The sequence below is a fragment of the Micrococcus sp. GPGPB33 genome (assembly GCF_037853785.1).
Taxonomy (GTDB): domain Bacteria; phylum Actinomycetota; class Actinomycetes; order Actinomycetales; family Micrococcaceae; genus Micrococcus; species Micrococcus luteus.
This window is the reverse complement of the sequence record NZ_JAQMWO010000002.1, coordinates 754,805-774,627: the sequence shown is the minus strand read 5'-3', so window position 1 is coordinate 774,627 and position 19,823 is coordinate 754,805. Positions and strand designations below refer to the sequence as shown.

24 protein-coding genes are annotated in these 19,823 nt (G+C 74.1%); 11 read left to right on the top strand and 13 right to left on the bottom strand.

Features of this window, described 5'->3' with window-relative positions:
- Nucleotides 1-43 precede the first annotated feature (43 nt).
- A complete protein-coding gene (locus POD19_RS03725) occupies nt 44-652 on the top strand; it encodes a TetR/AcrR family transcriptional regulator (RefSeq protein WP_020624715.1) in 609 nt (202 codons plus the stop codon).
- A 21-nt stretch (nt 653-673) separates the two neighbouring features.
- Here POD19_RS03725 and POD19_RS03720 read toward each other — a convergent pair whose 3' ends face one another.
- Nucleotides 674-1,441: a sulfite exporter TauE/SafE family protein gene (locus POD19_RS03720; RefSeq protein WP_020624714.1), complete on the bottom strand. Its 768-nt coding sequence runs from the start codon at nt 1,439-1,441 to the stop codon at nt 674-676.
- A 74-nt stretch (nt 1,442-1,515) separates the two neighbouring features.
- On the opposite strand from POD19_RS03720, the gene POD19_RS03715 reads away from it, so the two are divergent.
- On the top strand, nt 1,516-2,778 hold the full coding sequence (locus POD19_RS03715; protein WP_020624713.1) for an NAD(P)/FAD-dependent oxidoreductase: 1,263 nt from the start codon (nt 1,516-1,518) through the stop codon (nt 2,776-2,778).
- A gap of 12 nt (nt 2,779-2,790) precedes the next feature.
- Nucleotides 2,791-3,480, top strand: a complete 690-nt coding sequence (locus POD19_RS03710; RefSeq protein ID WP_020624712.1) for a M23 family metallopeptidase — start codon at nt 2,791-2,793, stop codon at nt 3,478-3,480.
- On the opposite strand, the gene POD19_RS03705 is transcribed toward POD19_RS03710, so the two are convergent.
- Nucleotides 3,470-3,979: a GNAT family N-acetyltransferase gene (locus tag POD19_RS03705; protein ID WP_044659331.1), complete on the bottom strand. Its 510-nt coding sequence runs from the start codon at nt 3,977-3,979 to the stop codon at nt 3,470-3,472. The genes POD19_RS03710 and POD19_RS03705 overlap by 11 nt on opposite strands.
- Before the next feature lie 72 nt (nt 3,980-4,051).
- Here POD19_RS03705 and POD19_RS03700 point away from each other — a divergent pair, with 72 nt between their 5' ends.
- On the top strand, nt 4,052-4,597 hold the full coding sequence (locus POD19_RS03700) for a GNAT family N-acetyltransferase (protein ID WP_020624710.1): 546 nt from the start codon (nt 4,052-4,054) through the stop codon (nt 4,595-4,597).
- 35 nt (nt 4,598-4,632) lie between these two features.
- Here POD19_RS03700 and POD19_RS03695 read toward each other — a convergent pair whose 3' ends face one another.
- The 4 genes from POD19_RS03695 to POD19_RS03680 all read right to left on the bottom strand — a co-directional run bounded on the left by POD19_RS03695 (nt 4,633) and on the right by POD19_RS03680 (nt 8,037).
- Nucleotides 4,633-4,845, bottom strand: coding sequence for a hypothetical protein (locus POD19_RS03695; protein ID WP_010079881.1), 213 nt, complete (start codon nt 4,843-4,845; stop codon nt 4,633-4,635).
- Between the two features lie 135 nt (nt 4,846-4,980).
- Entirely contained in the window at nt 4,981-6,096 is a 1,116-nt protein-coding gene (locus POD19_RS03690; RefSeq protein WP_036314529.1) for a type I restriction endonuclease, read from the bottom strand.
- 267 nt (nt 6,097-6,363) lie between these two features.
- Entirely contained in the window at nt 6,364-6,708 is a 345-nt protein-coding gene (locus POD19_RS03685; RefSeq protein ID WP_010079880.1) for a hypothetical protein, read from the bottom strand.
- A 99-nt stretch (nt 6,709-6,807) separates the two neighbouring features.
- Nucleotides 6,808-8,037 carry a PucR family transcriptional regulator gene (locus POD19_RS03680; protein ID WP_020624876.1) on the bottom strand — a complete coding sequence of 410 codons (1,230 nt, stop codon included), beginning with the start codon at nt 8,035-8,037 and terminating at the stop codon, nt 6,808-6,810.
- A 90-nt stretch (nt 8,038-8,127) separates the two neighbouring features.
- On the opposite strand from POD19_RS03680, the gene POD19_RS03675 reads away from it, so the two are divergent.
- Together POD19_RS03675 and POD19_RS03670 are read left to right on the top strand one after the other, a co-directional pair.
- Entirely contained in the window at nt 8,128-9,180 is a 1,053-nt protein-coding gene (locus POD19_RS03675; protein WP_340309334.1) for a ferredoxin reductase, read from the top strand.
- Nucleotides 9,181-9,247: 67 nt separating this feature from the next.
- The gene (locus POD19_RS03670) at nt 9,248-10,546 is read left to right on the top strand and encodes a fatty acid desaturase family protein (protein WP_144818884.1); all 1,299 of its coding nucleotides are present in this window, start codon (nt 9,248-9,250) and stop codon (nt 10,544-10,546) included.
- Nucleotides 10,547-10,707: 161 nt separating this feature from the next.
- Here POD19_RS03670 and POD19_RS03665 read toward each other — a convergent pair whose 3' ends face one another.
- Both POD19_RS03665 and POD19_RS03660 read right to left on the bottom strand, forming a co-directional pair.
- Nucleotides 10,708-11,187 (bottom strand): SRPBCC family protein, encoded by a 480-nt coding sequence (locus POD19_RS03665; protein WP_340309333.1) that lies wholly within the window; start codon nt 11,185-11,187, stop codon nt 10,708-10,710.
- Nucleotides 11,188-11,260: 73 nt separating this feature from the next.
- A complete protein-coding gene (locus POD19_RS03660; RefSeq protein ID WP_340309332.1) occupies nt 11,261-11,515 on the bottom strand; it encodes a glutaredoxin family protein in 255 nt (84 codons plus the stop codon).
- Nucleotides 11,516-11,550: 35 nt separating this feature from the next.
- On the opposite strand from POD19_RS03660, the gene POD19_RS03655 reads away from it, so the two are divergent.
- Nucleotides 11,551-12,369: a spermidine synthase gene (locus POD19_RS03655; protein ID WP_340309331.1), complete on the top strand. Its 819-nt coding sequence runs from the start codon at nt 11,551-11,553 to the stop codon at nt 12,367-12,369.
- Nucleotides 12,370-12,384: 15 nt separating this feature from the next.
- Here the strand turns inward: POD19_RS03655 and POD19_RS03650 are convergent, their stop codons facing one another.
- Nucleotides 12,385-12,894 (bottom strand): MarR family winged helix-turn-helix transcriptional regulator, encoded by a 510-nt coding sequence (locus POD19_RS03650; RefSeq protein WP_095695108.1) that lies wholly within the window; start codon nt 12,892-12,894, stop codon nt 12,385-12,387.
- 24 nt (nt 12,895-12,918) lie between these two features.
- On the opposite strand from POD19_RS03650, the gene POD19_RS03645 reads away from it, so the two are divergent.
- Nucleotides 12,919-14,154, top strand: coding sequence for an MFS transporter (locus tag POD19_RS03645; protein WP_340309330.1), 1,236 nt, complete (start codon nt 12,919-12,921; stop codon nt 14,152-14,154).
- A 39-nt stretch (nt 14,155-14,193) separates the two neighbouring features.
- Here the strand turns inward: POD19_RS03645 and POD19_RS03640 are convergent, their stop codons facing one another.
- The 3 genes from POD19_RS03640 to POD19_RS03630 form a co-directional block, all read right to left on the bottom strand.
- Nucleotides 14,194-15,225, bottom strand: a complete 1,032-nt coding sequence (locus POD19_RS03640; protein ID WP_340309329.1) for a DMT family transporter — start codon at nt 15,223-15,225, stop codon at nt 14,194-14,196.
- 17 nt (nt 15,226-15,242) lie between these two features.
- Complete coding sequence (locus POD19_RS03635; RefSeq protein ID WP_049144899.1) at nt 15,243-15,806, bottom strand: GNAT family N-acetyltransferase; 564 nt, start codon at nt 15,804-15,806, stop codon at nt 15,243-15,245.
- Between the two features lie 91 nt (nt 15,807-15,897).
- Nucleotides 15,898-16,473: a hypothetical protein gene (locus POD19_RS03630; RefSeq protein ID WP_144818877.1), complete on the bottom strand. Its 576-nt coding sequence runs from the start codon at nt 16,471-16,473 to the stop codon at nt 15,898-15,900.
- Nucleotides 16,474-16,720: 247 nt separating this feature from the next.
- On the opposite strand from POD19_RS03630, the gene POD19_RS03625 reads away from it, so the two are divergent.
- From POD19_RS03625 to POD19_RS03615, 3 genes are read left to right on the top strand one after another with little or no spacing between them, the layout of a single operon-like run.
- Entirely contained in the window at nt 16,721-16,990 is a 270-nt protein-coding gene (locus POD19_RS03625) for a hypothetical protein (RefSeq protein WP_340309328.1), read from the top strand.
- A gap of 44 nt (nt 16,991-17,034) precedes the next feature.
- Complete coding sequence (gene trpB, locus POD19_RS03620; protein WP_340309327.1) at nt 17,035-18,021, top strand: tryptophan synthase subunit beta; 987 nt, start codon at nt 17,035-17,037, stop codon at nt 18,019-18,021.
- 54 nt (nt 18,022-18,075) lie between these two features.
- Nucleotides 18,076-18,777: a ZIP family metal transporter gene (locus POD19_RS03615; protein ID WP_166437806.1), complete on the top strand. Its 702-nt coding sequence runs from the start codon at nt 18,076-18,078 to the stop codon at nt 18,775-18,777.
- 30 nt (nt 18,778-18,807) lie between these two features.
- On the opposite strand, the gene POD19_RS03610 is transcribed toward POD19_RS03615, so the two are convergent.
- Complete coding sequence (locus tag POD19_RS03610; RefSeq protein WP_144818873.1) at nt 18,808-19,728, bottom strand: SDR family oxidoreductase; 921 nt, start codon at nt 19,726-19,728, stop codon at nt 18,808-18,810.
- Nucleotides 19,729-19,823: the final 95 nt, after the last annotated feature.

The following is a 19,823-nucleotide window of genomic DNA, read 5'->3' as shown; positions in this document are numbered from 1 at the left end:
CAATACCATCGGTATTCAATACCATCGGCATCGAGAGGGCAACATGGCGACCCGACCCCGCCGCGAGGATGTCCGCGCGGCCATCCTCGACCACGCGGCTCGGGTGTTCGGACGGGAGGGTTACGCGCGCTCCTCCCTCGCCCGCATCGCGGCGGAGGCCGGCTACACGAAGGGCGCCGTCTATTCCGGTTTCGCGGGGAAGCCGGACCTCTTCGCCGCCGCCTGCACCGTCCAGTTCGAGCGGGCGACCACCCGAGCCATGGACGGCGTCGCCGACGCCCTGGACGACCCCGACCTGCCGCGCGAGGACCTGGTGGCCCGCGTGGCGGAGGCCCTGGCCGACGTCGTGCTCGAGACCACGGGCTCCTGGCCCCTGCTCCTCCACGAGTTCCAGGCCGTGGGCCTGCGCGAGCCCGCCGTGGGGAGAGCCTACCGGACGCTGACCGTCCGGCGGCGGGACTTCCTGGCCGGCCTGCTGCGCGAGCACCGCGTGCTGGCCGACGTCCCGGACGAGCAGGTCACACACACTGCGGCCATGCTCCTGATGCTCGTGCACACGCTGTCGGTCGAGCGGCACCTGGCCCCGGAGGACCTGACGGTGGACGACGTGCGGGACACGCTGGCCGCGGCCGTGCGCTCCCTCCTGCCCTGACGCCTGCGCGCCGGCCCCGCCTCAGCCCAGGGTGCCGGCCACACCGCGCACCAGCGCCAGCGTGCCCCCGACGCCGGCCAGGCAGATCGCGAGGACGCGCGCCTTCGCGGGGTCCACCCGGCGGGCCACCACCGAACCGGGCAGGACACCCAGCGGGCCGCCCACCACCACGGCGACCCACACCGGCCACGGCACGTGCAGCCCCGCGGGCACGGCCGCGCCGAACAGCGACTTGGTGACCAGCGAGGTGAGATTGGCCAGCAGGAACACGGGCTGGAGGGTGGCCGCCCACGAGCGCTGGTCCCACCGGCTCGCCACCGCGTAGACCGCGAGCGCCGGCCCGGCGATGCCCGCGGTGGTGTTCATGAACCCGGCGACGGCGCCGGAGGCGAACACGGCCCCGTCCCCCTGGGCGGTGAAGCGCTGCTGCAGGCCCAGGACGGCGGCCACGGCCACCAGCACGGAGGACCCCAGGAGGATCTCGAGTGCGTGGGCGTCCAGGACCCGCACGGCCCACGCCCCCGCGAACGAGCCGGTCACGAGCAACGGCGCGAGGCGGACGAAGCGCGGCCAGTCCACATGCCGGTGCAGCATCGCGAACAGCAGCACCGCGGACACCGAGGCGGCCACGTTGGACAGCGTCACCCCCGCCACCGGGCCCAGGAGCAGGGACAGCGTGGGTGCGGCGATCATGCCCACACCCATTCCGCTCACCCGCTGGAGCGTGCCGCCCAGGGTGATCGCGGCCAGCGCGACGACGGCCGGCAGCCACACCAGGGAGGGGTCCATGCGGGCAGTATGCCGGAGCCGGGGGTGCCCGTCGGCCCTGGCGCCCGCCCGTGACGGGTGCGCATGCTGGCCGTATGGCCCAGCACAGCTCCACCCCGTACCCGCTCGTGATCGTGGGCAGCGGCCCCGCCGGCGCCAGCGCCGCCCGCGCCTACCTCGACGCCGGGGGACCCGGCCCCGTCCTCATGCTCACCTCGGACGTGGACCACCCCTATGAGCGTCCGCCGCTGTCCAAGGAGCTGCTGCGCGGCATGGCGGCCCCCGAGGGCACGCCGATCGCCGGGGAGGAGCTGCCGGACGGCGTCGAGCTGCGCCGCGGCACCACCGTCACCGGCGCGGACCTCGCCGCGCGGACGCTGCGGGTCGGCGAGGAGCCGGTCCGCTTCGAGCGCCTGATCCTCGCCCTCGGCGCGCACCCGAAGCCCCTGCCCGTCGCGGACGACGACGCCGAGGTGCACCTGCTGCGCTCTCTCGACCACGCCCGCCGCCTGGTGGCCTCCGCCGGGCACGCGCGCTCCGCCGTCGTGATCGGCTCGGGGTTCATCGGCTGCGAGGCGGCCGCCTCCCTGGCCCTGCGCGGGGTGGCCACCACGCTGGTCACCCCGGACGAGGTGCCGCAGCAGAAGCGGCTCGGCCGCGAGGCGGGCGATCGGATCGCGCAGTGGCTGATCGGCGCCGGCGTCGAGCTGCGCACCGGCGTGCGGGTGGGGCAGGTGCGCGCCCCGCGCACCGTCCACCTCGACGACGGCGCCACGCTCGCCCCGGACCTGATCCTCGCCGCGGTGGGGGTCGAGCCGGGGGGCGGGTGGCTCGAGGACTCCGAGCTGACCATGCACGAGGGGCGGATCGTGGCGGACGAGCACCTGGCGGCGGCGCCGGGCGTGTGGGTGGCCGGGGACGTGGCCCGCGCCCACCACGCCGTGGCCGGCCGGCCGATCCCCGTGGAGCACTGGGGCGACGCCCTCGGCATGGGCGAGGTCGCCGGGCACAACGCGGCCCGCACCGAGGTCGGCGTGCCGGGCGGCGCCGGCCAGGCCTCCGTGCTGGCCCACGCGGCGACGGCGGACCCGGAGTCCCTGCGGCGGTGGGAGGCCGTGCCCGGGTTCTGGAGCACCATCGGCGAGCACACGCTCAAGCACGCCGCGTGGGGCGACGGCCACGAGCAGGCCCGCATGGTGGAGCGCACCGGCGGGTTCACTCTCTGGTACACGGACGCGCAGGACCGCGTGGTGGGCGTGCTGACCTACAACGCGGACGAGGACTACGAGCGCGGGCGGGAGCTGGTGGCGGGCCGGGATGCCGTGGGCGAAGGCCGGGGCCGTCCCGACCCTGCATGACAGACTGAGGGGATGACCACCCCGACCCCCGGCGCCGGCTCCCCGGGCAGCGGTGTGGCCGGGGGCGTGCTGGCCGCAGTGGGGGCGCTGGCCCTGATCGCGACCGTCCTGGCGCTGGTCCTCGCGTTCGGTCCGGCCGGCCGGGACGACGCCGGCGCGGGCGCCGAGCGGCGGCGCTGGAACGGCGGCTTCACCCCCGCCCCGCCCACGGTGAACACGCAGGGGTACGCCGAGCCCGTGCAGGGCCGCGTGACCTCCCGCTTCGGGCCCCGCCCCAACCCGTTCGGCGAGGGCGTGGTGCCCTCGGGGGTGTCCGAGGAGGCCCTGACCCGCCACGACGGCGTGGACCTCGGCGGGGTGCCGGAGGGCACGCCCTTCCACTCGGTGTCCGACGGCCGAGTCCTATTCGTGGAGGCCGGCGGGGACGCGGGCGGCAACCTGCTCGCCGTGGACGCCGGGGACGGCCACGTGTGGCGCTACCTGCACGCCGCCCCGGACTCCACCGTGGTGGACGCGGGCCAGCGCGTCTCCGCCGGGGACCACCTGGCCGGCGTCGGGCAGACCGGCGCCGCCACCGGCGTGCACCTGCACCTGGAGCTGCGCGTGGACGGCGAGCCGGTGGACCCGGAGGCCTACCTGGCCGAGCGGGGCGTGGAGCTCGGCGGCTCCTACCCGGAGCGGCGCCGCGGCCTCAGCCGGTGACCGGGCCGCCGCCGTCGTCCACGGACCCGGCCCAGCGGACCTCCCCGTCCACGACCTCGTCCGTCGGCGCCAGGCCGATCGCCTGGGCGACCCGCTGGGAGGCCGTGTGCTCGGGGTGGACATCCGCCACGAGGCGCCGCACCCCCCGGTCCCGCAGCTCGCCCTTGAGGAGGCCGGCGGCCTCCTTCGCCAGCCCGCGGCCCTGCCACGGCGTGCCGATCAGCCAGGCGATCTGCGTGGGTCCCCCGTCCACGGGGATGGTGGCCTGGACGTAGCCGACCGGCCGGCCCTCCGGCTCCAGCACCACGATCCAGTTGGCCCAGTCCTCCGCGCCGTCCTCGGAGCGACCGCGCGCGAGGATCGCGTACCGCTGCCGCAGCTCCTCCTCGCCCGGCGGCGTCCCGCCGGTGTACGTGTACAGGTCCGGGTCGGCGAGGACCGCGGCCATGGCCTCGGCGTCATCCACCCGCAACGGGCGCAGGGAGAGGGAATGCGGCATGGGCACAGTCGACCAGCCCGGCCCCGCGCAGACAAGAGGCGGGGCGCATCCGCCCGCCGCTAGCCTGGGCGCATGCCGCCCGCCCCCACCGCCCGTCTGCGCTTCCGCGAGATGGCCGACGCCGACCTCGACCACCTGGCCGGCCTCCTCGCCGATCCCGTGGTGATGCGCTTCTACCCCGCCCCGCGCACGCGCGCGGAGGCGGCGGCGTGGATCGCGGGCAACCGGCGCCGGTACGCGCAGGACGGGCACGGGCTGTGGATCATCGAGACCCACGACGACGGCGGGCCCGGCTTCGTGGGCGACTGCGGCCTGACGTGGCAGGAGGTCAACGGGGAGCCTCGCCTGGAGGTCGGCTACCACGTGCGGGCCGACCTGTGGGGGCGCGGCTACGCCACCGAAGCGGCCGCCGCCTGCCGGGACCACGCCCGGGACGTGCTGGGGCACCACGAGCTCGTGGCGATCATCCACCCGGAGAACACGGCCTCGCGCCGGGTGGCCGAGCGGATCGGGATGACCGTGGTGGGCGAGGACCGCACCGGCGCGCCCGAGGCCCGCGCGGCTCTGGGGCTCGAGGCGCGCACCGTGCTGGGGATGAGGCTCCGGCCGGGCGCGTGAGGCGCGGCCCGGCCGGACGTCTCAGCCCCGGTCGCTCACTTGGCGTGGCGGGCGAGCAGCTCGCGGGCGGCGTCCAGGCCGCCGGCCTCGACGTCGTAGGAGCCGGTGGACGCGTGGTGGGCCTCGACCGCGTCCGTGATCCGGTAGTGGTCCGGGTTGCCGGGCGGGTCGGAGGTCTCCAGCACGTGGATCAGGTAGGTCTCGCCGGCGGCCAGGGCCTGGCGGTCGTCGCGCTCGTGATGGGTCATGACGTCCTCTCGGGTCGGCGCCCGGCGGGTCTGTCCCACCGGGGCGTGCGCACCAGGGTGGCGCATCGACGGCGGCGGGGCACAGTCCTGCCCGCCCGCGGGCCGGATCCGGTCAGTAGGCGGGTCAGAGTCCGCTCAGGCCCCGACGTAGGAGCTGACGACGCTCCGCAGTGCCTCGGCGGATTCGTAGATGTCCTCCAAGTTCTCGAGGTCGGCCCGCGTCCTGTTCTTGTCCGCATCGAACAGCACCAGATATTTCACCTTCCCGTCGAAGTGAAGGCGCGCGATCGGCTTCCGATTGTTGTCGTCCAGGATGACGCTGCAGTACGAGGCTGCGTCGCGCATGTAGACGCGGTTCATCGGCACGATTCCGGCGAGAATCGCCTTGATGATGCGGAAACCCTCGATCTCCTCTTCGGTCGTCACCACGCCCGGCTTGAGCTGGCCCTCCTGACCGTTCTCCTCGTCGGACAGGACCGTCTGATCGCCGGTGGCCACGGGCTCAGCGGGAGCCGCCAGTACCGGAGCGACCTGGTCGCCCAGGGCAGTCTTCAGCCGCGCGTTGACGCGATCGTTGATGTACTGGCGCGCAGCCTCCTCGGTGAGCCGGGTGAAGGTCTCCACCGCCTTGGCGTTCATGTACCCGGAGTACACGCGCTTGGCGAGGACCTTCACCAACTCATCGCTCGGCGCAGCCATCTCGGCAGAAATCTCGCGCTTGATGGCCGATACGTACTTCAGCTCCTCGGCTGCGGCGATGACCGAGTCGAGATCGAAGGATCCCTTCGCCAGCTGCTCGAGCTTCGGCACGGTGACCGGGTCGATGTCCAGAAGATCGAGGACGAGGAACGGACGCTCGTCGAGGATGTTGGCCTTGTCGAGGTCCGTGTAGAAGTTCCACACCCGCCCGTTGGTGAGCACGCCGATCCGCGCTTCACTGGTGTGGAAGTAGCGCACCAGCTGGCTCGCGTGCGCCAGGGACAGCTCCGAGCCGACCTTCTTGGCCTCCACGAGGATGTTGACCTTCCCCTCCCGCATGATGGCGTAGTCGATCTTCTCCCCCTTCTTCAGGCCCAGATCTGCGACGAACTCCGGGACGACCTCCTGGGGATCGAACACGTCGTAGCCCAACACCTGCGAGATGAATGGCATGACGAGCGCGTTCTTCGTCGCCTCTTCCGTGTCCAGGGAGCTTGCGTAGTCGCGGGCTCGCCGAGCCACTTGCGCAAGCTTGTCCTCGAATTCAGTCATGCCGTTTCACCCATCCGTGAGTAGGAGCCGGACAGCCGGGAATCCGGCAGCCTCGCACGTCAGCGCCCGAAGGCCCGCCGCAGCTGTGTCGAAATATAACCCAGCTCACAAACACGCTACGGGGACCCTCGCAGGCGCTCCGTGGCCGGACCGCGGGATCGCCCGGAACGCGAGGCGGCCACGACGCGTCGCCTCTCACAGGAAGGAGACGGGGCGTCGTGGCCGCGTTCCGCGGGGGGCCGCCCTGTCAGGCGACGCCCGGCCGGCTCAGCGGTTGCCGGGGTGCTGCGGGTCGGCCGGGATGCCGCGGCTCAGGGGCTCCACGGGCGGGCCGCTCGTCTCCGGGGTCACGGGCGAGCCGGTGCGGGAGCCGCCGACCTCCGGGGTGTCCGGCACCTGATCGCCGGAGGGCTGGGCGCCGGAGCGCAGCGCCTCGAGCCGCGTCTCGAGGACCTGCACCACGGGCAGGCGGTCGCCGTGGGCGCGCTCGTAGGCGAGCAGCTGCTCCACCTGCGACTCGTCGAGGCCGGTGATCCGGGTCGGCAGCGTGCCGTTGGGGATGTGGTCGTAGTCCGGCAGGGGGAGCTCGTCGCGGTTCGGGGCGTTCGTCATGGCACTGTCCCTCTTCTCTCGTCGGGGTCCCTCGTCGGGATGCGTGGTCCACCCACGCTAGTGAAGGCCCCCGTCAGACGGCACCCCCTGCCGCCCCGCTCACCCGACCCCGTCCCGCCGCGCCCGCAGCACGATCTCCAGGTCGAACCGCGCGTCGGGGTCCTCGAGGGCCTCCCCGAACAGCTCGCGCAGCCGGCCCACCCGGTACCCCACGGTCTGGGGGTGCACGCCGAGCTCCGCGGCGATCGGCGCCCGCTGGCCCCAGTGCGTGAGCCAGGCGAGCAGGGTCTCCTCCAGCACCGCCCGCTTCGCCTCGCTCACCTCGTCCAGGGGCGCCAGCACGCGTTCGGCCAGCTGCGTCACGACGCGCGGCTCGGCCCCCAGCACCACGCGCGCCAGGTGGTCCGCGGCGAGGATCGGGGACGGGGCGCCGTCGTCGTCCTCCCCCTGCGCGGGCTCCGCCGTCCGGCCCGCCGCCTCCTGGACGGCCAGCGTGCGGGCCACCCGGTAGGAGTGGGGCACGAGCGGCCAGTCCACGGCCGGCCCGACGACGGCGGCCGTCCCCGCCAGCAGGCGCAGCATGCGCTCGCGGCGGCCCTGGGAGGGCGTCGCGTCGATCACGGCGACCACCTCCGAGTCCCGCTCCACCACGAGCCCGGCCCGGCCCAGCCTCTCCCGGACGGCGACGCCGGCGTCCGCGGGCAGCACCACCACCGCCAGCCGGCGCGGCAGCCGCCAGTCCGCGAGCGCGGCCAGCCGTTGCACCTCCTTCTCCTCGGTCCCGCCCCGGACCAGGGCGGTGGCGAGGGCGGCGCGGTGCAGCTCGAGCACGCCCGCCTGGGCGGACTGCGCCTCCGCGTACGCCTGGGCGCTGACGGAGGAGAGCTCGTCGATGTACGCCCAGATGGACTCGCCCAGCTCGATCACCACGGACATCTCCAGGCCCAGGCGCGCGCACTCGGCGGAGAGCTCGCGGAACACGATCCGCGCGGAGGTGCGGTACGCGCCGAGCAGGGCGTCCATGGAGCGCCCCTCGCGGAACTCGCCGGCCCCCAGGCGGGCCATGAGGACGCGGGACTCGCTGTTCAGGGCCGGGCGGGTGGTGCCGGGCAGGCTCATCAGCTGCTCGAGGGCGGTGGTCACGCCGGCGGTGAGGTTCTTGCCGTAGTGGCCGTCGCGCGCCGCCGCGTAGGCGGGGATCTGGTCCGGGACCGTCTCGATGATGCGCTCCATGATCCCGGGGATCGCCGGGGCCAGGCGCTCCGCGAGGTCGTCGGGGAGGGACTGCCAGGGCGGGCGCCAGTCGGGGGCGGGGGTGGTCTGCGTCACACTCAATCTTGTCTCCTCGCGATGAAGTGATGGCCCAGATCGTACGCTGAAGACGAAGAACTGCGGCATGCCGAGCCATAGACTGGAGCCATGGTCGGCCCGTCTCTGTTCTCCCGTCTGGCGTCGACGCTCCTGCACCCGCTCGCCCCGCAGGACGTCCTCAGCCTGCTCGACCCCGTGCACTCCTCGCGGCAGCTGCGCGGCGTGGTCACCTCCGTGACGCGCGAGACGCCCGGCACCGCCACCATCGCCTTCCGCCCGGGCCCGGGCTGGCGGGCCCACGACGCCGGCCAGTGGGCCCGCATCGGGGTGGACGTGGACGGCGTGCGCCAGTGGCGCTCCTACTCGCTCTCCGCTCCCGCGGGCGCCGACCCCGAGATCACGGTGTCCGACATCGGCCTCGTCTCCGGCACGCTCGTGCGCCGCACGAAGCCCGGCGACGTCCTGTTCCTCGACGTCCCCGAGGGCGACTTCACCCTCCCGGACGAGCCGCGCGCCCTGCTGATGCTCACGGCCGGCTCGGGCCTGACCCCGGTGATGTCCATGATCCGCGCGCTCGTGCCGGCCCGCGCGGACGCCGACGTCGTGCTCATCCACTCCTCCCGCACCCCCGAGGACGCCCTGTTCCGCGAGGAGCTCGCCGAGCTGGCCGACCAGTTCCCGGGCCTGCGCGTGGTGCACCGCCACACCGCGGACGAGGGCCGCCTGGACCTGTCCTCCCCCGCCGAGCTCGAGGACCTGTGCCCCGACTGGCGCGACCGGGCCGCCTACGCGTGCGGCCCCGCCGAGTTCCTCGACGACGCCGAGGACCTCTGGCGGCGCGAGGCCGGCGAGGACCTGCGCATCGAGCGCTTCCGTGCGGACTTCGCGGCGGGCGTGGCCGGCGCGGGCGGCCGCGTGGTGTTCGAGCACGCCGACGCCGAGGCCGACGCTCCCGGTGACGTGCCGCTGCTGATCGTGGCCGAGGAGGCCGGCGTCGCCGCCCCGTCCGGCTGCCGCATGGGCATCTGCCACGCCTGCCTGACCCCCCTGCGCTCCGGCCAGGTCACCGACCTGCGCTCCGGCGAAGTCCACGGCGAGCCCGGCGAGCTGATCCAGACCTGCGTGAGCGCCGCCGCCGGCCCGCTGAGCCTCGACCTCTGAACCTGACACCCGGCCGAGACCCGGGCCTCCCCGACCATCCCCCGCCTCCCGTCCCCAGGAGCACCGCATGACCCAGACACCCACCACCCCCAGCCGCACCGGCGCCACCGCCCCGGACGATCTGGCCCTGGCCATCCCCGGCACCACCGTGCGCGGCCGCGCCGCCCGGGTCCTGCCGCAGGACCGCCCCGACACCACGAGCTGGGCTCCCCACACCGCCGAGTCCCGTGCCGCCACGTCCCGCTCCACCGCCGCCGCCACGACGCCGGGACTGCCGGGCGTCGTCGGGAGCCCGGCTGTGCGCCCGCCCGGCGCCGCCCACCTGACGGACGCGCAGGTGGCCGAGCTGGGCCGGGAGCTGGACGCGATCCGCGACGACGTGCTCTCCCGCCGCGGCGCCTCCGATGCGGCCTACATCCGCCGCGTCATCCGCTGGCAGCGCCGGCTCGAGCTCGGCGGCCGCGCCCTCCTGCTCAACGCACGCCACCCCGCCGCGTTCGTGGCGGGAACAGCCATGCTCACGGTCGCGAAGATCGTGGAGAACATGGAGATCGGGCACAACGTGCTCCACGGCCAGTGGGACTGGATGCGCGACCCGGACATCCACTCCACCACGTGGGAGTGGGACTTCGTGACGCCGTCGCGGGCCTGGCAGAACACCCACAACGACCTGCACCACCGCTGGACCAACGTGGTGGGCAAGGACCGCGACGTGGGCTACAACGTCCTGCGCATGGACGAATCCGAGCCGTGGCGGCCCCGCCACCTGCTCAACCCCGTGATCAATGCGGGGCTGGCGCCGATCTTCGAGTGGGGCATCGCGCTCTACGACCTCGAGCTGGACCGGGTGCACACCGGCGAGAAGTCCCGCGAGGAGCTGATGACGGATCTGCGCTCCGTGGGCGTCAAGGCCGCACGGCAGTTCGCGAAGGACTACGTGGCCACGCCGGCGGTCGCCGAGGTGCTGACGGGCTCGGGCAAGGCTGCGCTCGTGGGCACGCTGCTGGCCAACGGCCTGCGCAACATCTGGGCGCACGCGGTCATCTTCTGCGGGCACTTCCCGGAGGGTGCGGAGACGTTCTCCGAGGAGATGGTGGACGGCGAGACCCGCGGCGACTGGTACGTGCGGCAGATGATCGGCTCCGCGAACATCTCCGGCTCGAAGCTGATGCACTTCATGACCGGCAACCTCTCCCACCAGGTGGAGCACCACCTGTTCCCGGACCTGCCGTCCAGCCGGTACGCCGAGGTGGCGCCCAAGGTCCGCGAGATCTGCGCCCGCTACGGCCTGCCGTACACGACCGGCCCGCTGCTGCGGCAGGTGGGCTCCGCGTGGAAGAAGGTGTTCCGGCTGGCGCTGCCGTGAGGCGGCGCACGACGGGGCAGACCACGTCGGCACCGTCCCGCGCCCGGGCCGGGGCCGGGGCCGGGGCCGGATCTTCTGCGGATCTGACCCTTCTGGCCGCCGGTTCGGCCGTCAGAAGGGTCAGAACCGCAACGGATTCCGTATGAGCCGAGGCAGGCCGGTCAGTTCTGGCGCTCGGCCAGCTCCGCGAGCCGGTCGATCGACGCGCGGAGCTGCTCTTCGCCGGTCCGCAGCGCCTTCTGGATGCGCTTCGGGTCGGCGAGCCGCGTCCAGTCATAGGTGTGGGTGACGCGGCAGCCGCCGTCGTCGTCGCCCTCGACCTCCCACCGCCAGAGCTGACCGAACGGCTCCCCGCCGACCTCGGAGGGCTTCCAGGCGATGCGGCGGCCCTCCTCGAACTCGACCACGTGGTTCGCGCGGTCCACGCCCTTCTGCAGGGTCATGACGAACACGTTCCCGACGGCGGTCACCCGCTGCCCGGGGGCGGCCTCGGCCAGGTTGTCGTTGCCGTCCCACTCGGGCTGGCGGGCCGGGTCCGCGATCAGCTCGAAGACGACGCCGGCCGGCGCGTCGACGTGACGGGTCGCGGACACGACGCGGTCCTCGGGGGCGGGCAGGGCGGTCTCGTCGATGTGCTCCATGGGGAGAGCGTAGACCCCCATGCGCACCCACCGAGAGGGTCGGCGGGGCTCGCTCCGGGAGCGGTCCCCGATCTCAGATCAGGCCCAGCGCGGTGAGCTTGGCCGCGGTCTGCTCGTTGGTCGGCTCCACCTGGTGGTCGCCGTCGGGGAACACGACCACGGGGATGTTCTTCCGGCCGGAGATCCGCTCGGCGGCATCGGCCTGGGCCGGGTCGGCGACGAGGTCCACATAGTCGTAGGCGACGCCGAGCTCATCGAGCTGGCGCTTGGTGCGCAGGCAGTCTCGGCACCAGTCGGCGCCGTAGACGGTGAGGACGTTCTGACTCATCCGTCCAGCGTACTGAGGGGTGGGATGCTGGGGGCATGCCCGCCCAGCCCTCCCCCTCCGGCCGCACCGTCCACCTGTCCACGTCGGGCGTGGACGCCCGCATCGCCCCCGACGAGTTCGGCGGGTTCGTCCTGGAGATCGGCGGGGCCGTCCAGTCCCACGTGGACCTGGCCGACCCCGCTCGCATCCGCTACGAGTACCTGCGCCGCATGGCCCACGTGCTCGACGGCGTCACTCCGGCGGGCGCGCCGGTGCGGGTCCTGCACCTCGGCGCGGGCGCGCTGACCCTGCCGCGCTACCTCCAGACGACCCGACCCGGCTCGGAGCAGACGGTGGTCGACCTGGACCGGGAGCTCGTGTCCTTCGTGCTCGCCGAGCTGCCCCTGCCGGCGGGCACGGACCTCGTCTCCGTGGTCGCGGACGCGCGCCTGGCCGCCGTCGACCTCGCGATGGACGGGGAGCGGTTCGACGCCGTCGTGCTGGACATCGGCACCGGCGAGGAGGGCGCCGAGCACCTGCGCGGCGCCGCATTCTACGAGGAGCTGCTCGAGCTGCTGACGGCGGGCGGGGTGCTGCTGGTGAACATCGGCGACGACGCCGGCCTGCGTTTCCTGGGCGCCGAGCTGGGCGCCCTCGAGGAGGCGGCCGCCGAGGCCGGGGTGCCCGGCCCGTGGACGCTCGCGGACCAGGGGATGCTGGAGCGCCTGGACTGGGGCAACGTCGTGCTGGCCGCGGGGGCGCCGCTGGGAGAGGCCGGCTGCCCGGAACGCCTCGCCGCGGCGGGGCCGCATCCGGCGGCCGTGCTGGACCCGGCGGAGTCGGCCGCGCTGGCCTCCCGCATCCGTCGCGCCTGAGGGCGGGAGCGGTGCTCAGGGCCGGGGGTCCTCCGCACCGGGGCCCGTCTGCGGCCGGGGCCACGGGTGGCCCCGGCGCTCCTCCGCCCCCTCGTTGAAACGCCGCAGGAGCCTGCTGAACTCGACGACGTCCTCGGCGGGCCAGGAGGCGACGATCTGCGCCACGTTGTCCGCCCGGGAGCTCAGCTCCGCGGCAAGGCGGGCGCGTCCCTCCTCCGTGGGACGGTGCAGCCGGGCGGAGCCGCCGTCGGGGTCCGCCACCCGCTCGACGAGGCCGGCCTTCATGGCGGCGGCCACCTGCCGGTGGACGGTGGAGACGTCGAGGTCGAAGGCCTCGGCCAGCTCGGCGACGCTCATGGCCCCGCCCGCCTCCAGGCGGGCGAGCAGCACGGTGGCGCTGCGCTCCAGCGCGCTCGACCGGCCATAGGGGGCCACCCCCTGCGTGGCCACCCGCAGCAGGAGCATGTGCTCGTACATGATCCCGCGGACCGGGTCGACCCACGCCCCCTCAGATGATTGCATCATGCAAACGATGCTACCTTTTGCATCATGCAAATCGCCGAGCAGGAACGCATCGCCTCCCCCACCTTCGTCCTCGCCTGGGTGGTCTCCTTCCTCCAGTTCCTCGCGTTCTACGCCCTCGTCACCACCATGGCCGTGTACGCGGTCCGGCAGTTCGCCGCCTCGGACGCCGGGGCGGGGCTGGCCTCGAGCGCCTTCGTCATCGGCGCCACCCTCAGCCGCGTGGTCACCGGCCACGTGGTGGACCGCTTCGGCAAGCGCCGCGTCCTGGTGGCGGCCCTGGTCGCCGTCGCACTGTCCTGCACGCTCTACCTCGTTGCCTCCTCACTGCCGGCCCTCGTGGCGGTGCGCATGCTCCACGGCGCCAGCTACGCCTTCGCCAGCACCGCCGTCATGGCCCTGGCCCAGGCGGCCATCCCCGACGGGCGACGCGCGGAGGCCACCGGCCACCTCGCGCTGGGCACCACCCTGGCCACCGCGATCGGCCCCGCCCTGGGGCTCTTCCTCGCCGGCTCCATCGGCTACGCGTGGCTGTTCCGGGCGACTCTGGGGATCACGGTGATCAGCCTCGTGCTGGGCCTGCTGGTGCGCGAGGCGCCCGCCGCGGCGGGCGTCGACGGCGAACGCGCCGCCGGCGAGGTCCCCCTGGAGCACCCCGCCCCCGCGGTGGGCTTCCGCCTGCGCTCCGTGCTGCACCCGGCGGTGCTGCCGATCAGCGGCTTCATGCTGCTGGTGGGCCTGAGCTACGCCGGGATCCTCACCTACCTGAACGCCTACTCGGTGGAGCGCGGGCTCACGGCCGGCGCCGGCCTCTTCTTCCTGGCGTACGCCGCGGCGATGCTCGTCATGCGCCTCACCCTGGGCACCCTGCAGGACCGCCGGGGGGACGACGCCGTCGTCTACCCCGCGCTCCTCTGCTTCACAGCCGCGCTCCTGGTGCTGGCCTTCGCCACGCGCGACTGGCAGGTGGTGCTGGCCGGGGCGCTGAGCGGCCTCGGCTACGGCACGCTCATGCCCGCGGCTCAGGCGATCGCCGTGAACGCGGTGCCCTCCCACCAGCTCGGCGCCGGCATCTCCACCCTCATGCTGTTCGCGGACGTGGGGCTGGGCCTGGGCCCCGTGCTCCTCGGCGGGCTCGTGGCCTCGGCCGGCTACGGCGCCATGTACGCGGCCCTAGCGGGCGTGCTGGTGATCGCCGCCGGGTACTACTTCGTGATGCACGGACGCCGGCATGGGCGGCGAGGGACCGTGGCCCGCGCCTGAGTCCCGCGCGGTGACGGCGGCTTGCCGCCGCGGGCGGCGCTATCGGCGCCGCGCAGGCCAGGACGCGAGCGCGACGGCGGCGAGGGCGCCCAGGGTGCCCAGCACCGTCGTCGTGGTGACCGTGGATCCGTCGGTGGGGGCCACCAGGTCCACCACGAGGGAGCCCAGGAGGTTGCCCGAGACCAGACCGAGGGTGGCGGCGAAGACGCCCAGGCGCGGGACGACCATGGCGCCCACCCCGATGAACACGCACCCCAGCGGGCCGCCGAGGTAGAGCCGCCAATCGTGCGGCAGCGCGGGCAGGCCGTGGCCGGAGGCCAGGGCGATCCCGCCCCACACGACCCCGAGGAAGAGGACGCCGGCGGTGAAGTTGACCAGGGTCGCCGGGATGGCGGTGCCGTAGGCCGTGGTCTGACGGGCGTTGAACACCTGCTGCCCGGCGGTGGCCAGGCCGGCCAGCAGGGGCAGCAGGGCCAGCAGCGCCCAGCCGGGCCCGCCGCCGGCCTCGCCGAGCGAGGGCCACACCACGAGGGCGACCGCGGCCAGGGCGAGCGCCGCCCCCGTGAGGCGCCGCGGCGTCAGGCGCTGCACCCCGGCGGGGCTGAGCCCGAGCCGGTCCACGACCATCCCGCCGACCACCTGCCCGGTGACCACGGCGACCGTGAACACGGCCACGCCGAGGGGACCGATCGTCGCGGACTGGGTGAGCACGAGGAGCCCGCCGATCACGCCCGCCACCGCGTACCACGGGCGCACGGACCCCGCGGCCAGGGCCGGGCGGATGCGGGCCAGGCCCCGGCGGCCCCGCGGCGTCAGCACGCTCACGAGCACCATGACGACCAGGCCCACCGCGAAGGAGCACAGGGCGGCGAGGACGGGGTCGCCCGTCAGGTGGGCGAGGCGGGAGTTGATGCGGCCCTGCAGCGGCATCACCGAGCCGGCGGCCACCGCGAGCGCGAACAGCAGGGCGGTCGCCCGCGGGGAAGGGGCGTCCGGGCGGGCGGCGACGTCGGCCGGGTGGGGGCGGGCGGGTCCGCGCTCGCCAGACGGGGCAGAGGGTTCGGGTGGCATCCCCCCGTTGTACACCTCTAGGCGGCCAGGCGCGCCTCGAGCCCGCCGCGCACCGCGGGCCACTCCTCGCGCACCACGCTGAAGTAGTCGACGTCGGCGATCGTGCCGTCCGCCGCCGGGCGGAAGCGGCGCAGAGTGCCCTCGAACGTCGCCCCCAGGCGGGCGATGGCGGCGTGTGAACGGGCGTTGCGGTGGTCGCAGCGCAGGGCCACCCGCTCCAGCGCCCATTCCTCGAACGCGTGCCCGAACAGCAGCAGCTTGCAGCCGGGGTTCACGGAGGTGCCCCACACCCGACGGGCGTAGACCGTGTGCCCCACCTCCACCCGCAGCCCCGGCACCAGGTCATAGAGGCTCGTGCGCCCCACCAGCTCCCCGCCCTGCTCGACGGCGAACGCGAAGGTGCCCTCCCGCTCGCTCAGCTCGGCGAGGTGCGCCGACATGGCCGCGCCGTCCACCGGCAGGGGCGCGCTGTTCCCCGCCCACATGGCCGCGTCGACGAGCTCGCGCAGGGCGGGGCCGTCGTCGGGGGTGAGGGGGCGCAGGGTGAGGTCCCCGCGGGTGAGGACGATCTCGTGCTTCATGCACCCATCCTGTCAGCGGCCTCGGGGTGATCTCCCGGCACGACGAGACCGAGCGCCACGGACGAGGGCGTCGCCCGGGCGACCGGCCGGCTCAGAGCGTGGCGGAACGGCGGGCGGAGGCCCTCATGGCCGCGACCCGCTGCGCCACGGGGGCCTCCAGGGCGCCCGGCTGCAGGGCCGGGGCGAGGTCGGCGGCCACCTCTCGGGCGACCCCCTCGAGGGCGGAGGCGTCCTGGGCGACCCAGGCGCGCAGCGTCAGGTGCTCCCGCATCCACGCCGTGAGCGTCTCCTCGGACTCCGGGGTGAGGGCGAAGCCCGCCCCCGCCGCACCCGGGCTGGTGCGCTCCACGTCCAGGGCGAGCTCGCCCGCCAGCAGGGCGGCGAACGCCTGGCGCAGCGGTGAGACGCCGGTACGACCGGACTGGAAGGCGGCGCGCACCTCGCGGCACTGCAGGCTCTCGTCGGCCACGTCGACGGCGAGGACGTCACCGGCAGCGGGGGTGAGGCCCAGGGCGGCACGGGCTGACTCATCGGCCACCACGGCCACGATGCCGGGCACTGCGGGGGCGGCGGTGAGGAACTCGGCGTACCGCATGCCCGGAGTGGCGGCGAGCACAGCGGTGGCCTCGGCGGTCAGGGACGGGGTGTCGACGGCGGCGATGGTCATGGCCCCAGCGTGAATCGCGATTCACTGAGACGGGGAGCCGCGTCCACATTATGAGATTTGCAATCACATGGTGAGACTCACGCCTTCCCCGACGTGCAGTACGCTGGCCCCATGCAGATGCGCGCGCAGCAGTGGTCGACCGCCTGAGGGCGGCCCCGGTCATGCGCATCTGACACGACGAGCCGCTCGCCTGCCGGGCGGCTCCGTCATGAGCGGCTCCGGCGGCCCCATCCCAGGAGGACCCCCGATGACCCACCACAACCCCGAGGACAACGCCCTGAGAGGCGCCGCCGAGCCCCGCACCCTCGCCGAGGCCTGCGACCTCGTCACCACCCCGGACCTGGACGTCTCCGCGGACGGCATGTTCGGCCAGTACGGCGGCGCCCACCTGCCCCCGCAGCTGGCCGGCCCCATGGCCGAGGTCGCCCGCGCGTACGCGGAGGCGCGCCAGGATCCCGAGTTCTACGCCGAATACCGACGCCTGCTGCGCGACGCCGTCGGGCGTCCCTCCCCCTGACCCCGCTGGACCGCCTCTCCGACGAGCTCGGCGGCGCACGGATCGTGCTCAAGCGCGAGGACCTGAACCACACGGGCGCCCACAAGATCAACCACACGATCGGTGAGGCGCTGCTCGCCAAGCGCATGGGCAAGCGCAGCCTGATCGCGGAGACCGGCGCCGGCCAGCACGGCGTGGCCCTGGCGACGGCGGCCGCGATGGTCGGCCTCGACTGCGAGATCCACATGGGCGCGATCGACGTGGCCAAGCAGCACCCCAACGTCGTGCGCATGCGGCTGCTCGGCACGAAGGTGGTCTCGGTGGAGCGCGAGGGCCGCTCCCTGAAGGAGGCCGTGGACTCGGCGTTCGAGGTGTACGCGGCGGACCCGGAGAAGTACCTGTTCGCGATCGGCTCCGTGGTGGGACCGCACCCGTTCCCCACGATGATCCGCGACTTCCAGTCCGTGGTCGGCCGCGAGGCCCGCGCCCAGTTCCAGGAGCGGTTCGGGGCGCTGCCGAGCGCCGTCGTCGCCGCGGTGGGCGGCGGCTCCAACGCGATGGGCGCGTTCACCGCGTTCCTCGACGACGCCGATGTCGCGCTCGTGGGCGTCGAGCCCGGCGGCCGCTCCGCGACCAAGGGCGAGCACGCGATGACCATGACCCAGGGCCGCGACGGCGTCCTCCACGGCATGGCCACCCTCGTCCTCGCCGACGACGACGGCACCCCGGACCCGGTGCACTCGATCGCCTCGGGCCTGGACTACCCGGGCGTCGGCCCGCAGCACGCCCACTTCGCGAGCGTCGGCCGTGTCCGGTACGTGGCCGAGGACGACGCGGCCGTGCTCGACGCGTTCCAGCGGCTCACGAAGCTCGAAGGCGTCATCCCCGCGCTCGAGTCCGCGCACGCCGTGGCGCACGCGATCCGCCTCGCCCCGCAGATGGGCCGGGACGAGCGGATCCTCGTCAACCTCTCCGGCCGCGGGGACAAGGACGTGGACTACGTGGCCGAGAAGCTCGGTCTCACGGGCGAGGCGGACGAGGTCGTGCGCTGAGCTGAGGCGGCGTCACGGCGTCGTGCCCGGTCAGCGCGTAGCCTGGCTGCCGTGATGACCCTGATGTGGGGCGCAGTCGCCGCGTCCTCCCTGCTCGTGGGCGCCGTCCTGGCGACCCTGCGCCGCTGGCACATGGGCACGATCGGGCTCGTGCTCGCCTTCGGCGCCGGCGCCCTGATCGCGTCCGTGTCCTTCGAGCTCGCGGAGGCGGGCGTGCAGGCGGCCGGACCTGCCGCCGTCGGCATCGGGCTGACGCTCGGCGCGGCCGCCTACTTCCTCGGCGACCGTGCGGTGGAGCGCTCCGCCGCGAGGTCCGGCGGCTCGTCCTCGGGCGCGGCGCTGACCGTGGGCGCGCTGCTGGACGGCATCCCGGAGCAGCTCGTGCTGGGCATCGGGCTGGCCGCGGGCGAAGGCGTCTCCCTCGCGCTGCTCGTGGCGATCTTCATGTCCAACCTGCCTGAGTCCATCGCCGCCACGGCCGACTCCCTCGACGGCGGCAAGACGCGTCGCCACCTGCTGATCCAGTGGTCGCTCGTGGCGGTGGTCTGCGCCCTGGCGACGTGGGGCGGCGGGCTGATCGCCGACGTCGCCTCCCCTGCCCTGACCGGCGGCATCCAGGGCTTCGCGGCCGGCGCCCTGCTGGTCATGCTGATCGACACGATGATCCCCGAGGCCCGAGAGAAGGGCGGGGAGAAGGCCGGGCTGCTCACCGTGGTCGGCTTCGCGCTCGGCGCGTTCCTGTCCCTGGTGGTGTGACCGCCCAGGGACAGGAACGCCCGACTCCGGTCACGGGGTGGGCATGCCGCCGGTCACCGGGATGGTCGCGCCCACCACATAGGAGGACTCCGGCGAGGCCAGGAACACGTAGGCCGGGGCCAGCTCGGTGGGCTGCCCGGCGCGGCCCAGCGGAGTGGACTGGCCGAACTCCGGCAGGTCCTCCGACTTCTGGCCGCCGGAGGGCTGCAGCGGGGTCCAGATCGGCCCGGGCGCCACGGCGTTCACGCGGATGCCCTTCGGGGCCAGCTGCTGGCCCAGGGCCTTCGTGAAGGTGTTGATGGCGGCCTTGGTGGAGGCGTAGTCCACGAGCTGCGGCGGGGCCATGTAGGTCACCACGGACGTGGTGTTGATGATCGTGGAGCCCGGCTTCAGGTGCGGCAGGGCGGCCTTGACCAGGCGGAACTGGGCCAGGATGTTGACGTCGAAGGTGGCCTCGAGCTGCTCGTCGTCGATGTCCTCGATCGAGTCCTGCGCCACCTGCTTGCCGGCGTTGTTCACCAGCACGTCCAGCCCGCCGAGCTTCTCGACCGCCTGGGCCACGAGGTCGGCGCAGAACGTCTTGTCGCGGAGGTCACCGGGGATCCCGACGGCGGTGCGCCCCTCCGCCTGCAGGACCTCGAGGACGTGCTGGGCGTCCTTCTCCTCCTCGGGCAGGTAGGTAATCACGACGTCGGCGCCCTCGCGCGCGAACGCGATCGCCGTGGCCGCGCCGATGCCGGAGTCGCCGCCGGTGATGAGCGCCTTGCGGCCCTCGAGACGGCCGGTGCCGCGGTAGGACTTCTCACCCAGGTCGGCCTTCGGCATCATCTCCGCGTCCAGGCCGGTGCCGGGCAACGACTGCTCCGGCGGGCTGATCACGGGGTAGCGCTTCGTGGGGTCCTGCAGGGTGAGCTGGTCGGTGGTGGTGGTGTTCGCGTCGTCGTGCGCCACGGGGTGCTCCTCATGGTCTCGGGGCGGCGCGCGGTCTGCGCGCCGTCCTCCGAGCGTAGGGAGCAGCCCCCCGGCAGAGCCACGGCTGACCGCCG

Coding starts and splice junctions, on each gene's coding strand:
- POD19_RS03725 (WP_020624715.1), top strand. CDS start 44: ATGGCGACCCGACCCCGCCGCGAGGATGTCCGCGCGGCCATCCTCGAC.
- POD19_RS03720 (WP_020624714.1), bottom strand. CDS start 1,441: ATGGACCCCTCCCTGGTGTGGCTGCCGGCCGTCGTCGCGCTGGCCGCG.
- POD19_RS03715 (WP_020624713.1), top strand. CDS start 1,516: ATGGCCCAGCACAGCTCCACCCCGTACCCGCTCGTGATCGTGGGCAGC.
- POD19_RS03710 (WP_020624712.1), top strand. CDS start 2,791: ATGACCACCCCGACCCCCGGCGCCGGCTCCCCGGGCAGCGGTGTGGCC.
- POD19_RS03705 (WP_044659331.1), bottom strand. CDS start 3,979: ATGCCGCATTCCCTCTCCCTGCGCCCGTTGCGGGTGGATGACGCCGAG.
- POD19_RS03700 (WP_020624710.1), top strand. CDS start 4,052: ATGCCGCCCGCCCCCACCGCCCGTCTGCGCTTCCGCGAGATGGCCGAC.
- POD19_RS03695 (WP_010079881.1), bottom strand. CDS start 4,845: ATGACCCATCACGAGCGCGACGACCGCCAGGCCCTGGCCGCCGGCGAG.
- POD19_RS03690 (WP_036314529.1), bottom strand. CDS start 6,096: ATGACTGAATTCGAGGACAAGCTTGCGCAAGTGGCTCGGCGAGCCCGC.
- POD19_RS03685 (WP_010079880.1), bottom strand. CDS start 6,708: ATGACGAACGCCCCGAACCGCGACGAGCTCCCCCTGCCGGACTACGAC.
- POD19_RS03675 (WP_340309334.1), top strand. CDS start 8,128: ATGGTCGGCCCGTCTCTGTTCTCCCGTCTGGCGTCGACGCTCCTGCAC.
- POD19_RS03670 (WP_144818884.1), top strand. CDS start 9,248: ATGACCCAGACACCCACCACCCCCAGCCGCACCGGCGCCACCGCCCCG.
- POD19_RS03665 (WP_340309333.1), bottom strand. CDS start 11,187: ATGGAGCACATCGACGAGACCGCCCTGCCCGCCCCCGAGGACCGCGTC.
- POD19_RS03660 (WP_340309332.1), bottom strand. CDS start 11,515: ATGAGTCAGAACGTCCTCACCGTCTACGGCGCCGACTGGTGCCGAGAC.
- POD19_RS03655 (WP_340309331.1), top strand. CDS start 11,551: ATGCCCGCCCAGCCCTCCCCCTCCGGCCGCACCGTCCACCTGTCCACG.
- POD19_RS03650 (WP_095695108.1), bottom strand. CDS start 12,894: ATGATGCAATCATCTGAGGGGGCGTGGGTCGACCCGGTCCGCGGGATC.
- POD19_RS03645 (WP_340309330.1), top strand. CDS start 12,919: ATGCAAATCGCCGAGCAGGAACGCATCGCCTCCCCCACCTTCGTCCTC.
- POD19_RS03640 (WP_340309329.1), bottom strand. CDS start 15,225: ATGCCACCCGAACCCTCTGCCCCGTCTGGCGAGCGCGGACCCGCCCGC.
- POD19_RS03635 (WP_049144899.1), bottom strand. CDS start 15,806: ATGAAGCACGAGATCGTCCTCACCCGCGGGGACCTCACCCTGCGCCCC.
- POD19_RS03630 (WP_144818877.1), bottom strand. CDS start 16,473: ATGACCATCGCCGCCGTCGACACCCCGTCCCTGACCGCCGAGGCCACC.
- POD19_RS03625 (WP_340309328.1), top strand. CDS start 16,721: ATGACCCACCACAACCCCGAGGACAACGCCCTGAGAGGCGCCGCCGAG.
- POD19_RS03615 (WP_166437806.1), top strand. CDS start 18,076: ATGACCCTGATGTGGGGCGCAGTCGCCGCGTCCTCCCTGCTCGTGGGC.